The following is a 13416-nucleotide window of genomic DNA, read 5'->3' on the forward strand; positions in this document are numbered from 1 at the left end:
TTCTATGAAAAAGCATACAATAGCTTTCGTGATTATACGTGAAAAAGGAGTGAAAAGATGACTGCATCGACTCAGAAGAGAAGTACTATTGTAGCATTACTATTAGCTGGAGCATTTATTGCGATCTTAAATCAAACGTTAATGATTACCGCTATACCACCAATTAAAGATGAAATGAATATTACAGCCAATTCTGCACAATGGTTGACGACCATTTTCATGCTGGTAAATGGTATTATGATTCCTGTTAGTGCATTTTTAATTGATCGTTTTACAACAAGGCAACTATTTATTACGGCAATGAGTGTTTTCACTCTTGGTACTTTAGTTGCAGCTATTGCGCCAAACTTTGCCATGCTCCTTGCGGGACGTGTGATTCAATCTGCGGGTGGGGGGATTATGCTACCATTAATGCAAACAGTGTTTTTAATGATTTTCCCTGTAAATAAGCGAGGCACTGTAATGGGGCTAGTTGGTTTAGTTATCTCTTTTGCTCCTGCTATTGGACCAACATTATCTGGTTGGATAACAGAGCATTATTCTTGGAGGATGTTGTTTTATATTATTCTTCCTATTGCGATTATCGATATTATCATCGCTTATTTTGTTATGAAGAATGTGACAGAGGTTTCTAAACCAAAAGTAGATATATTATCTATTATTCTATCATCATTCGGTTTTGGAGGATTATTATACGGCTTTACGAGCGCGGGTAACAGTGGCTGGAGTTCACCAGTTACGATCATCGTTATAACCGTTGGCGTATTATCGCTTATCGCCTTTATTCTCCGTCAATTCAAACTAGAAAACCCTATGTTAGAGTTTAGAGTGTTTAAGTATTCCATTTTTCCATTAACCGTTAGTATTGGTATGATTTCGTTTATGGGATTGATTGCAGTAGAAACACTAGTCCCTTTATATATGCAGGATGCTAGGGATTTTTCAGCTGTAGATTCTGGCTTGGTTATACTACCGGGGGCCTTAATTACCGGTTTGATGTCACCGATCACTGGACGTATATTTGATAAAATTGGTGCAAGATGGCTCACAATTACTGGACTTTTCCTAATGACTGGTGCCACCTTCTTCTTTTCGTTCTTGGATGATAAGACATCGATCACTTACTTAACACTTGTTTTTGCGATAAGAATGCTTGGAGTTTCCATGGTCATGATGCCTGTTGCTACTGCAGGGCTAAACCAGTTACCAAAACGCCTAATTGCCCATGGTGCAGCTATGGATAATACTTTGCGAATGGTGTTTGCTTCTGTTGGTACTGCAATTATGGTATCCATCATGACAACTGCCCAACAAAAAGCCCAAACAAGTGGAGAAGCTTTTCCTGGAATCGTAGGAGCTAATACAGCATTTTTAGTATTATCATTTGTTACACTTGCTGGCTTTATTGTATCGCTATTTATTAAAAATAGTAAACCTTCAGATATTGATCAAGAGTCATATGAAAAAGAGGATTAAATAGAACAAAGGGATAAAGGAGTGTTATTACTCCTCTATCCTTTTTTTATTTAATGATATTTCCTATGCTTCGGGATTGCTTTTTCAATAAAATTGTCGGCAAGCTCTTCTAATTCTTCTTGCATTTCTTCTCCATCCATCGGTAATCCGTGCCCTGCTATTACAATGGAAGGCTTTAGCTCGGCAATCTTTTTGACGGAATTGCCTGCTTCCACCCAGTCTTCTGTAAAATAGGCTGGAGGTCCATAAATATGTTGGATCGGAAAGAGAATGGACCAAGAGGATTCGGGTTTTTCGGTGGAAATGGCATCACCCGCAATAAGGACACGATCCTTCTCGCGGAAAAAGCTTATATGTCCCTTTGAATGTCCTGGTGTCTCAATATAATGCCAATCTTCTAAAAATGGAACAGATCCATCACTTGGTAATGGTTGAACGAATTTTTCTAAATGCTCTGGTTGAGTAGGGAAGATGACCGATAAAATAGAGATTATCCCACCACCAACTGTTGGATCTCCTGGTGGATAAGATTCTTTTCCAGTGACATAATCCATTTCCTTTTCATGAACATAAATCGGTACATTCCAATATTCTGCTAGCTTTCTTGCCGATCCGGAATGATCGAAATGACCATGTGTAAGGATGATAGCCTTCGGTGGTTTATTTCCATAACGTTCCTCACAGGCATGAATGATTCTCTGTTGATATCGTTTGAGACTTGTATCGATTAATACCCAATCCTGATCTGGTGCACCAATCATCACCACATTTGTCAAAAGAGTACGATAATAAGCGATATCATCGGTCACTTTCTCTGGTACGGCATGTTCATAGTTTTGTTCCATTTCTTCTAATTGTTTTAAACGTTCATGTTCCATGTCGATTCCCCCAATCTATTGATCATAATGCTAAAAAACTCCTGTGATTAGAAATGATAAAATGTAGATGATAGAACTCTCTCCTTATATCTTGATAATATTGGACGTATTTTATACAAATCAACAGTGTTGGCCGATGAATATGTTTTAGTAAAAAATGTGTAAAATGAGAAAAATCGCTTTACACATATAGACAAATGTAGGAAACATGATAAACTTTTATATAAGATGAAGTGAGGGAGCTCGGTTACAATGAAAATGTGGACGAAAAAAATAATGGTATGGTTAGTGGCGATTCTAACACTTGGTTTATACGTTCCCCCAATATATTTGGATGCAGATATCGATAAAACAGATAAAGGTGAGATTACACCTAATGAAGAGAATGATTCGACTTCCATAGAGCAGGTAGCGGTTCTAGAGCAAGTAGAAGAGACTTTATCGAATGAGGAACTGTATTTAGAGGCTTTGAATCATCAAGCACAGGAGCATTTATTTTTAAAGCTAGGTAACAAGATCTCCCATCAAATTGATGAGGAAATAGAAAGCGCTATTGTACCTCATTTAGAATTGGTTTTGGAACAGCTTTATGACCAGCTCGGTGAAGAAAGAAGCCAATACTTAATCATTTCAGAGGGTCCATCGTCGGGATATGGAGAACGTATATTTAATTTATATGATACGGTCCAAAAACAAAATATAGCAACCTTCCATGTAAACCGTGTGAAACGACCGCAATCTGGTTATTATTTTCAATTCCACTATCATTTACAACAAGATAATTTTGAAGAACACTATCCAATCGGGGATGTTTATTGGGGAAAAAATACACCCCCAAGATGGATGTCCTAGAAGAAGTAATAAGAGATGCCTTCTGTAGTAAAAGGGCATCTTTTTTGCCATAGTGAGATCATTCTTTTATTACAAAGAGAATTATAAGAAAATTTAGAACTTTTTTCTTTATTTTATCGAAAGAAATAGGTACAATAGAATCTATCGTGTTAAATGATTAACAAGGAAGAAGAGATCAAAGAATATTCATCATAAAGGAGTATTGTCAATGCCTATTAAAGTGCCAGATTTATTACCAGCAAAAAGTAAATTGCAGGATGAGAATATTTTTGTCATGGATGAGAGCCGTGCTTTTTCGCAAGATATTCGTCCACTTAAAATTCTTATATTAAATCTGATGCCATTAAAGCAACAAACAGAGACACACTTGTTGCGTTTATTAGGCAATAGCCCGTTACAAATCGAAATCGGGTTGCTTCATACGAATACACATACTTCAAAAAATACATCACCAGAGCATTTAAAGCAATTTTATAAATCGATTGATGATGTGAAAGCAAATAAATATGATGGACTAATTATAACAGGTGCCCCGATAGAAAACTTAGCATATGAAGACGTTAATTACTGGGAAGAGTTGACACAAATCATGGAGTGGAGTAAGAAAAATGTCACGTCAACACTTCATATTTGTTGGGGGGCAATGGCTGGTTTATATTATCACTTCGGTGTAGACAAATATATGATGGATAAAAAATTATCTGGAATCTATACCCATACATTGAATGATCCTAGAGAGAAGCTTTTAAGTGGATTTGACGAAGAGTATTTGGCGCCACATTCTAGGCATGCAGATATACGAAGAGAAGATATTGAAAGTGTTCCAGAACTCAAGATACTAAGCGAATCTGATGAAGCAGGGGTTTACCTGGTTGCTTCCAAGGATGGTAAACAAATTTTCATTACGGGACACCCCGAATATGACTCCTATACCTTAAAGAAGGAATATGATCGTGATGAAGCAGCTGGTTTGAATCCGATGTTGCCAATAAATTATTTTCCAAATGATGATCCAACACAACAGCCAAGGCTGCGCTGGAGAACACACTCCAATATTCTCATCTCTAATTGGCTTAATTATTATGTGTATCAAGAAACACCTTACCAATTGTAAAAACCTTTAAAACCCGGGCTTATCTGTAAAAGATGTCCGGGTTTTTTCTTAAATTAATGCAACTTTTGCTCGTAATGATGATACGTATCCATTGCAAGGGTTACGGCTTGGGCAAATGCTGCTCCCCCGCCTAATGCTGCACTTATCGCTAATGTCTCCATTATTTCTGTTTCGTTTGCTCCATGCTCTACTGCCCCTTTTGTATGATAAATGATACAATATTCATCTTGAGCATAAATGCTTATCGCCAGGGCCATTAATTGTTTGTTTTTTTGATTAATCTCTCCAGCTTTAAATGCCTCTTCTGTAAAATGAAAGAAGCCCTTTGTCATTTCGGGTAATTGTTCTTGCATTCTGGTAGTACCACGCTTGTAGTCCTCTATTGCCTGATCAAAATAATTAATATGATTATCCATTTTATTTTCTACCTACCTTTCCTTATTTAATCTGAGTATTATGCCACATTTTATACAAAAACGTTGAACACAAGCCTATCTAAATTTTTCCAAAGTTTTAAATTTTCATAATAGGGGTAATATTTAATAACTCGAATTCGAGAGGAGTGGTCATCTTGGATGAAAACAAAGAAGTAGAGGTTGAAAAGAAAGAGAAGAAATCTGATTCAAGTAAGGTTGGCGTAGCAGCAATCAAATATATAACTTATTTAATTATTTTCTTCGGTATTCTTTGGTTCCTAATCAATTACGTATTTGGGCAATTATTATAACTTTTCACAAGACAAGTCTCCTATAAAGGAGAGCTTGTCTTCGCTATTTACGCTATAAAATGCTTGTTAGTTTTCTTTTTCTACAACACCCTCTAAGATAGAGATATGGAGAAGGGGGTGATTCATATTGCGTGTAAGACAACAAGAAATATTGAAGGAACTTTTATTTACAGAAAAGGATACGCTTTTGATTCATCATTTCGCAACCGAATTTAATTGTTCAGAGAAAACGATAAGAAATGATTTGCAAGAGATTGAGAATGATTTAAAAAACTTTAAGAGTGCCAATTTAATTAGAAAACCTGGTGTAGGCATCTCTTTACAAATATCAAAAGAGGACAAAAAGCGGTTAATCGCTTTACTGTACTCCAATCAATCCAACTACCTTGAAAAGCTAGAACTAACAGGAGCAGAAATACAAGAAGTTACTTACCGACTTTTAATGGAAAGAAATCTTACGGTAAGATCATTATCTCAACACTATTTTGTTTCTACTCCTAATATGCGAAGAGAATTAGAGAAAATCAGAAATTGGTTAACTACAAAAAATATTAAATTGAAAACTAAGCAACGTGTCGGATTAATGATAGAAGGTATGGAACAGGATATTCGTATGGCTCTAATCAGTTTGGATGAAATATTTCCTAAGAGTGATAGGAAACCATTCTTATTTCAGACAATGCATTCATATGAAATATCGAGGATTGAATCCAGTGTTTATAAACTGCTGAATGAGCAGAGAATTCCTATAACAGATGAGAGTATTATACACCTAATATTTTATGTGATGGTGATGATTAAGCGAATTAAGACTGGTCATACCCTAGAAATAAAAGAGCAGCAACGAGCGTTAATCCAAGGGAAAAGAGAGTTTAGCTGGATGAAGGAAATTGGTCAGCAATTAGAGCATGAGTTTCAATTAACCTTCTCTCAAGATGAAATCATCTATCTGACAATGCAACTACTTGGCGCAAAGCTTAGTGACAAGCATGGAGCATTTTATTCTTATGATATAGAAACAGAGAAACAAGCGGAAAGAATTACAGATATTCTCAGCAAGCGGCTAAGTATTTTAGCATTAATGCCATTTAATCAGGATGCCCGCCTAAAAGAAGGATTGCATACACATTTCTATTCCGTGCTACATCGTTTAAAATATGATCTGCCACTAAAAAATCCGCTAGTCTCTGATATTAAACAGATGTATCCTTTTATGTTTGATGCAATTATAACTACCTTAGCAGAGATGAAAGAAGAATTACCATCTGCATTACCGGAGGATGAGGTTGCTTTTTTAACCTTGCATTATCAAGCGGCAGTGGAACGGATTCGTTCAAAAAATAAAAAAATGAAACGTGTTGCCATTGTTTGTCATATGGGTGTTGGTGTATCAGAGATTTTACGTTCCAAATTACAGGGGCTTTTTCAAGATATAGAAATAATCGCAACATTGTCACAGAATGATTTAAAAAAATATTTGAAGCATAAGCAAGTAGATTTCATTATAACAACGATGTGGACAAAGGATATTACGATCCCACAAATTATCGTATCTCCACTGTTAACAGACGAGGATAAACAGAAATTGAGAGTAGCATTTTCTAAAAAAGATTCAGTGAACCATGAAACAGTTCCGATATTAAAACAATTGATGGATGAAAAGTATATCTTTATTCATGGCCAGTTTGAGCATCGTTTTACTTTGATTGAGAAAATTGCGGACAGATTGCATCATGATGGAATCGTTGAAAGAGATTATGGACATCAAGCATTGTTAAGAGAAAGAGCTGCAGCGACAGCAATCGGTGGGGGTATTGCCATTCCACATGGTAGTCCAGGCCTTGTAAAGGAATCTAAAATTGTTGTTGCAACATTGGACAAACCTATGATGTGGGGAACGGAAATGGTGACTTTGGTATTCTTCTTAGTCCTTAAACACGAGAATTCGGATAAAAGGAGGAGACTATTCCATCAATTATCCAGACTTGCTGGAAATCCAGAAATGGTAGCAAAGATTACCGCACAGACAGATCGAGAGCAATTAATCGAATTATTAATCTAATCCTATGACAATACTGTGATAGGATTTTTATCTTTTTACCACAATTTCCGGTAATAAATAAATATTTTGAAATGGTTATATAGGGGTATACTAAAGAAAATAAAAGGAATAGAGAGGTGTGAACAGATGAAGCTATTAGCCATAACATCTTGTCCTAATGGTATCGCACATACGTATATGGCTGCAGAAAACCTAGAAAAAGCAGCAAAGGAAATGGATATAGATTTAAAAGTCGAAACACAGGGGTCTATCGGCGCTGAAAATCAACTGACTGCAGCAGAAATTGAAGAAGCAGAAGCTATCATTATTGCGGCAGATAAAGCAGTAGATAAGAGTCGCTTTATCGGCAAAAAGTTGATTTCAGTAGGAGTACAAGAAGGAATTAGAAACCCAAAAGATCTCATCAATAGAGCGATCAGTAACAAAGCTCCCGTTTACCAAGGAGAAAAGGGAAATAAGGACAAAATGCCGACTTCCTCTGAGACTACAAAGCAAAATCCAATCTATCGTCACTTAATGAATGGTGTTTCCTTCATGGTACCATTTATTGTTGTTGGGGGATTATTAATTGCCATTTCTTTAACACTTGGTGGTGTTCCAGGTGAGGGCGGAATTGTTATTCCAGAAGATTCCTTTTGGAAGACGATTGAACAGATTGGAAGTGCTTCCTTCAATTTTATGGTTCCGATCTTAGCAGGGTATATTGCTTATAGTATTGCGGACAGGCCTGGTTTAGTACCAGGTATGATTGGTGGATACATTGCAGCAAATGGTAGCTTTTATGGAAGTGAAGCAAGTGCAGGTTTTCTAGGTGGGATTATTGCCGGCTTTCTTGCGGGATATGTCGCACTTTGGATTAAGAAAATCAAAATTCCTAAGATGATGCAGCCGATTATGCCGATCATTATTATTCCGGTACTATCCTCTTTAATTGTCGGACTCTTATTTGTATTATTAATTGGAGCACCAGTAGCACAAGTGTTTGAAGCTCTCACATCATGGTTAAAAGGAATGCAAGGAACCAGCTCGATTCTACTTGCCCTTATATTAGGTGCGATGATTTCTTTTGATATGGGTGGTCCTGTCAACAAAGTAGCCTTCTTGTTCGGTTCAGCGATGATTGGTGAAGGAAACTACGAAATCATGGGTCCGATTGCGGTTGCGATTGCAGTGCCTCCTATCGGCCTAGGACTAGCAACCTTAATATTCAAAAATAAATTTGAAAAGGCACAACAAGAGACAGGTAAGGCGTCCTTAACTATGGGACTATTCGGTATTACAGAAGGTGCCATTCCCTTTGCGGCCCAAGATCCTTTACGAGTTATCCCAAGTATTATGGTCGGATCGATGACAGGATCAGTTATTGCCATGCTAAGTGGTGTAGGTGATCGAGTGGCACATGGTGGCCCTATTGTTGGTGTATTAGGTGCTGTAGATAATGTACTGATGTTTTTTGTGGCGATCATTATTGGCTCTATTGTTACAGCATTAATGATTAAGCTATTAAAAAAGGATGTTGTTAGCCCAGAAAACAACCAAGCATCATCACAGCAAGAACCAGAAGTGACGACTGAAAAGCTTGAAGGTATAAATAAATTAACAGATATAACAAATCTAGATTTGATGGATGTTAACCTTCAAGGAGACACTCGAGATACAGTAATAGATGAATTAATTGAAAAGCTTTACGAAGAGGATATACTAACTTCAAAGACAGAATTTAAGCAAGCAATTCTAGAGCGTGAGGCAGAAAGCTCAACAGGGATAGGTATGAATGTGGCAATCCCTCATGGAAAATCTGATGCTGTGAAAACTCCAAGGGTAGTCTTTGGGATAAAAAAGGATGGCATTGATTGGCACAGCTTGGACGACTCATTAGCTAAATTAATTTTTATGATTGCTGTTCCAAAACAAGCGGAAGGGGATGCACACTTAAAAATATTACAAATGCTTTCCCGAAAATTAATGGACGAAGAATTTAGAGAGCAATTATTAAGGGCGAAATCAGATGAAGAAGCATTTCAATTATTAGAACAAATTCAATAAAAACTTTTACAGTCACCAGGGTAACGCCCCCTGGTGATTTTTGTGCATTCCGAAGAAGTTTTACTATTGTGAACCTCTTCCTTTAGAAAAAGCATGTAAGGAAACCTTACATGGAAATGGTGTGCTTTCTAAAATCAGATTACACTATGTTTAACAGTTGATGTTAATACTTTTTACAAGGAGAGAGAAATCAGATGGAAACTGTATTGATGGATAATGTATGGGTTATTATTGGGACTTTTTTAGTTTTATTAATGCTTGGTGGTTTTATTTTATTAGAAGCTGGTTCCACTAGAATGAAGAATGCCGGTCATATTGCCGGTAAAACAATCTTTACAGCAGGAATAGGTTCACTCGTCTTCTGGGCAGTAGGATATGGCTTTATCTATGGAGACGGCAACTGGTTTATTGGACTTTCTAATTTTTTCTATGGGGATACAAGCTTTAGTGAAGAAGGACTTTCACCAGCGGTAGACTTTATGTTTCAGATGATGTTTGCCCTTATCGCTTTAACGATTGCATTTGGAGGCTTTGCTGAGAGAGCGAAATTATCGGCTTATGTCGTATTTGCAGTTTTATTCTCTGCTATCGTCTATCCGGTTGTAGCCCATTGGATATGGGGTGGAGGATGGCTAGCAGATCATGGAAAACAGGACTTTGCAGGATCTACTGTTGTCCACTTAACTGGTGCAATGGCGGCCCTTGCTGCAACGATTATTTTGAAGCCACGTATAGGTAAATATAATAAAAATGGTTCCACAAATAATTTAGCTGGACATAACCAAGTGTACACTGCTTTAGCTGTTTTGCTTTTGTGGGTAGGATGGTTTGGCTTTAATGGGGCAAGTACATTCGGAGTTTCTGAGGCTTTCTTTGGTTACGTTATTTTAAATACACAACTAGCAGCAGCAGCTGGTGCACTTGCCGCCATGTTTACAGTTTGGGCAATTACTGGTAAAGCAGACGTACCGACAACACTGAATGGTGCATTAGCAGGATTGGTTGCCATTACCGCTTCATGTGGCTTTGTAGAACCTTGGGCAGCAGTGGTGATAGGTGCAATTGGGGGCATAATCGTATATGGAAGCATGAGATTCTTCGATCGAGCAAGAATCGATGATCCGATTTTTGCCTTATCTGTTCATGGAACTGTAGGAGTATGGGGAACGATCTCTACTGGTTTCTTCGCAACAGAATCCTTATCAATTGGTGCTGACTGGGGCTTGCCTGGGTTGTTTTATGGAGGAGGCTTAGAACAACTAATGGTACAAATTTTAGGTGTTGTAGCAAGTGGTGCCTATGCATTCATTGCTTCCTTCATTATTCTTAAGGTAATGGATAAAGTCATGGGCGGTTTACGTGTAACAGAAGAAGAAGAAATAATTGGTCTTGACTTGAGTGAGCATGGTAGCTATGGCTATCCAGAGAATATCTCTCCATTAAATGAACAACAGGCTAAATAATTCGGAAAAGGGGATGACTTCCGACATGAATTATGAAGCGATCCATCTTATGCGGAAGCAAGAAATCCATAAGCAAACCACATCAGAACACTTGAATCAATGGCATGATGAACTGATGAAAAGAGTAGTCCATCTTGCCATTGAAAAAGTAGAAGCAGAGCAGGGGAGAATACCTGCTCCCTTTGCCTTTTTTGTCATGGGGAGTGCTGGACGAAGGGAGCAATCCATTTGGAGTGATCAAGACCATGGGATTGTATTTGATGGAAAAAAAGAGCATAAACGATACTTTCTAAGGTTAGGAAAGGAGATTGTGACTGGACTTGAGCTAACAGGCTATCAACGCTGTGATGGTAAGGTAATGGCTTCTGAATCAATGTGGACTCAAACTCTTGCTAGCTGGAGCGAACAAGTAATTGGATGGCTAGAGCAGGCTTCCTGGCAGTCATTAAGGCATTTTTCTACCTTTTTTGATTCAAGAGTATTAATTGGTCAAAAAAATTTATTAGCAAAGGTTAAGGTTACGACCTTCTGTTATTTAGAAAACCATCGACAGCTTTACAATAGATTTATTGATAATTTTGACTTTATTCGAAAAGGCACAAATATCTTTGGAAAGCTTCTAACAGAGCAATCTGGACCAATGTCTGGAAGAGTTCCGATAAAAACTACGACTATCCTTCCTTATGTTAATGCGATGCGTTTATTAGCGCTTCACCATCAAGAATCGCGAGCCTCTACACTGCAACGCATGCAAGAGCTAAAAACAAAGTATACCTTTTTACAAGAATATGAAGCAATTTACCACCAATTGATGGAATTTAGATTTGTTCATACAAAAGCAGCGGAAAATTATGATGCCGTTCATTACATTCCTTTGCATCAATTATCTAAGGATGACAAGAAGGAGCTGAAGCAATTCATGAAGAGTGGTTCAGAGCTATTTCAATTGGCTAAAGAGGCGATCGAAACTGAGTGTTCCAAATGGTAATGAATCAAATGCTACAATTTCTGAAGCAAATCTATGGGAATCAGGTTACTTCCATGTCTAGTGAGACAGATCCAAATAAAATTGCTTATATTAGGAGCCTGCAACGGGAATTAAAGAAGAAGGATGTACTGAATTTACCCATATATGAACTACCAATGGTTGTCTTTGATTTAGAAACAACTGGCTTTTCTCCATACCATGGTGATCGTATCCTATCGATTGGGGCAATCAGGATGGTGGGGCCAAGGGTGTTAACTGATCAACTCTTCTATAAAACGGTGAATCATGAATGGCCTCTTTCAAAGGAGATTGAAGCATTAACTGGTATAACAGCCTTTGAACTAAAAAAAGCGGCACCACTCGTCACAGTGTTACGACAATTCTATCAGTTTGTGAAAAGTGATACGTTAGTAGCACACCATTCCAGTCATGAAAAGCAATTTATGAAGCATGCCAGCTGGACCGAGTTAAAAACTAGCTTTCAGCACCGCATACTGGATACGACGTTTTTAACAAAGGTGGTGGCAAATGGATGCAATTATGTTAGTCTGGATGACTGGTGTAATCATTACGGGATAGACATTGGAATTAGGCACCATGCTCTTTATGATGCAGTTGCGACAGCAAGAATTTGGTCTGCATGCATAAGACAAGTGGAAGCAATGGGATTTCAAAGCTTAAAGGAAGTGTATGCTCATATTGCTAGACAATCATAATATCTGAAAGGAGCAAAACAAGTTGAGTCATGATATTCCTGAATATAAAGCCACCTTTCCAATAAGTGTCGTAGAGGAATTGACCGAATTATCAGGACGACAAATTCGTTATTATGAAAAGCAGGGTCTTATTTCACCGAGGAGGAATAATGGCAATAGAAGAATGTTTTCCATCCACGATATTCATCAACTAAAGAAAATAAAAGCATATATTGATCAAGGTATTAATATTGCAGGGATAAAAGCAATGCTAAAGGATTAACACCCTTCGCTGTTACAAGAGGTAGCGAGGGGTGTTTATGCTTACACTATTCATTAAACAGATTAAATACACCGCCAATTCCACCTTCCCCTTTGTTTCCACCTTTTTGAGGAAGAGCAGCAAATACTTTACTAGCTAAACGACTAAATGGCAAGGATTGAATCCATACTGTACCAGGTCCAGATAATGTAGCGAAAAAGATCCCTTCTCCACCGAATAGTGCTGTCTTAATGCCACCAACAAATTCGATATCATATTGGACGTTACCTGTCATCGCTACTAAACAGCCTGTATCTACCTTAAGCCTTTCTCCTGGTTGAAGTGTTTTTTGGTGGATGGTACCTCCAGCATGGACAAAAGCCATACCATCTCCTTCAAGCTTTTGCATAATAAATCCCTCCCCACCAAAGAATCCAGTTCGAATCCTTTTCTGGAATTCGATACCTACAGATACACCTTTTGCAGCTGCCAAAAAAGCGTCTTTTTGACAGACGATTTTTCCTCCTTGCTCACTCAAATCCATTGGTACAATTCTTCCGGGATAAGGAGAGGCAAAGGATACACGTTTTTTTCCCATTCCTTCATTAGTGAAGGTAGTCATAAATAAGCTTTCTCCGGTAACTACACGTTTACCTGCCCCGAGCAATTTACCTACAATTCCACCATGATGGGAGGATCCATCTCCAAAAATCGTTTCCATTTTAATGCCATCATCCATCATCATCAAACTACCAGCTTCCGCAACTACTGTTTCATGAGGATCTAGTTCTATCTCGACAAATTGCATATCATCTCCATGAAGCTCATAGTCAATTTCGTGAGTATTCATATT

Annotated in this window: 13 protein-coding genes; 10 read left to right on the plus strand and 3 right to left on the minus strand. The window is 37.8% G+C overall.

What is annotated here, in order from left to right; genetic code table 11:
- Positions 1 to 57 precede the first annotated feature (57 nt).
- The gene (locus DLJ74_RS12785; RefSeq protein ID WP_109984763.1) at positions 58 to 1476 is read left to right on the plus strand and encodes a DHA2 family efflux MFS transporter permease subunit; all 1419 of its coding nucleotides are present in this window, start codon (positions 58 to 60) and stop codon (positions 1474 to 1476) included.
- A gap of 50 nt (positions 1477 to 1526) precedes the next feature.
- Here DLJ74_RS12785 and DLJ74_RS12790 read toward each other — a convergent pair whose 3' ends face one another.
- Entirely contained in the window at positions 1527 to 2354 is an 828-nt protein-coding gene (locus tag DLJ74_RS12790; RefSeq protein ID WP_054789128.1) for an MBL fold metallo-hydrolase, read from the minus strand.
- Positions 2355 to 2606: 252 nt separating this feature from the next.
- On the opposite strand from DLJ74_RS12790, the gene DLJ74_RS12795 reads away from it, so the two are divergent.
- Positions 2607 to 3206, plus strand: a complete 600-nt coding sequence (locus DLJ74_RS12795) for a YpjP family protein (RefSeq protein ID WP_109984764.1) — start codon at positions 2607 to 2609, stop codon at positions 3204 to 3206.
- A 208-nt stretch (positions 3207 to 3414) separates the two neighbouring features.
- Positions 3415 to 4320 (plus strand): homoserine O-acetyltransferase MetA, encoded by a 906-nt coding sequence (gene metA / locus DLJ74_RS12800; RefSeq protein ID WP_109984765.1) that lies wholly within the window; start codon positions 3415 to 3417, stop codon positions 4318 to 4320.
- Positions 4321 to 4373: 53 nt separating this feature from the next.
- Here metA and DLJ74_RS12805 read toward each other — a convergent pair whose 3' ends face one another.
- Positions 4374 to 4736, minus strand: a complete 363-nt coding sequence (locus DLJ74_RS12805; RefSeq protein ID WP_109984766.1) for a carboxymuconolactone decarboxylase family protein — start codon at positions 4734 to 4736, stop codon at positions 4374 to 4376.
- A gap of 155 nt (positions 4737 to 4891) precedes the next feature.
- Between DLJ74_RS12805 and DLJ74_RS20480 the strand changes: the two genes are divergently transcribed.
- The 7 genes from DLJ74_RS20480 (at position 4892) to DLJ74_RS12835 (ending at position 12584) form a co-directional block, all read left to right on the plus strand.
- Positions 4892 to 5047, plus strand: coding sequence for a hypothetical protein (locus DLJ74_RS20480; RefSeq protein WP_181397558.1), 156 nt, complete (start codon positions 4892 to 4894; stop codon positions 5045 to 5047).
- A 127-nt stretch (positions 5048 to 5174) separates the two neighbouring features.
- Positions 5175 to 7109, plus strand: a complete 1935-nt coding sequence (locus tag DLJ74_RS12810; RefSeq protein WP_109984767.1) for a BglG family transcription antiterminator — start codon at positions 5175 to 5177, stop codon at positions 7107 to 7109.
- Between the two features lie 126 nt (positions 7110 to 7235).
- A complete protein-coding gene (locus DLJ74_RS12815) occupies positions 7236 to 9155 on the plus strand; it encodes a PTS fructose transporter subunit IIABC (protein WP_109984768.1) in 1920 nt (639 codons plus the stop codon).
- A gap of 194 nt (positions 9156 to 9349) precedes the next feature.
- Positions 9350 to 10618 (plus strand): ammonium transporter, encoded by a 1269-nt coding sequence (locus DLJ74_RS12820; protein ID WP_109984769.1) that lies wholly within the window; start codon positions 9350 to 9352, stop codon positions 10616 to 10618.
- Positions 10619 to 10643: 25 nt separating this feature from the next.
- Positions 10644 to 11606 carry a DUF294 nucleotidyltransferase-like domain-containing protein gene (locus DLJ74_RS12825; protein WP_109984770.1) on the plus strand — a complete coding sequence of 321 codons (963 nt, stop codon included), beginning with the start codon at positions 10644 to 10646 and terminating at the stop codon, positions 11604 to 11606.
- On the plus strand, positions 11600 to 12322 hold the full coding sequence (locus DLJ74_RS12830) for an exonuclease domain-containing protein (RefSeq protein ID WP_109984771.1): 723 nt from the start codon (positions 11600 to 11602) through the stop codon (positions 12320 to 12322). The genes DLJ74_RS12825 and DLJ74_RS12830 overlap by 7 nt, the downstream gene beginning before the upstream one ends.
- A gap of 22 nt (positions 12323 to 12344) precedes the next feature.
- Positions 12345 to 12584 carry a MerR family transcriptional regulator gene (locus tag DLJ74_RS12835; RefSeq protein WP_054788226.1) on the plus strand — a complete coding sequence of 80 codons (240 nt, stop codon included), beginning with the start codon at positions 12345 to 12347 and terminating at the stop codon, positions 12582 to 12584.
- A gap of 46 nt (positions 12585 to 12630) precedes the next feature.
- On the opposite strand, the gene DLJ74_RS12840 is transcribed toward DLJ74_RS12835, so the two are convergent.
- On the minus strand, positions 12631 to 13413 hold the full coding sequence (locus DLJ74_RS12840; RefSeq protein ID WP_109984772.1) for a TIGR00266 family protein: 783 nt from the start codon (positions 13411 to 13413) through the stop codon (positions 12631 to 12633).
- Positions 13414 to 13416 lie beyond the last annotated feature (3 nt).

The sequence above is a fragment of the Gracilibacillus dipsosauri genome, from assembly GCF_003176895.1.
In the GTDB taxonomy this organism is placed as follows: Bacteria; Bacillota; Bacilli; order Bacillales; family Amphibacillaceae; genus Gracilibacillus; species Gracilibacillus dipsosauri.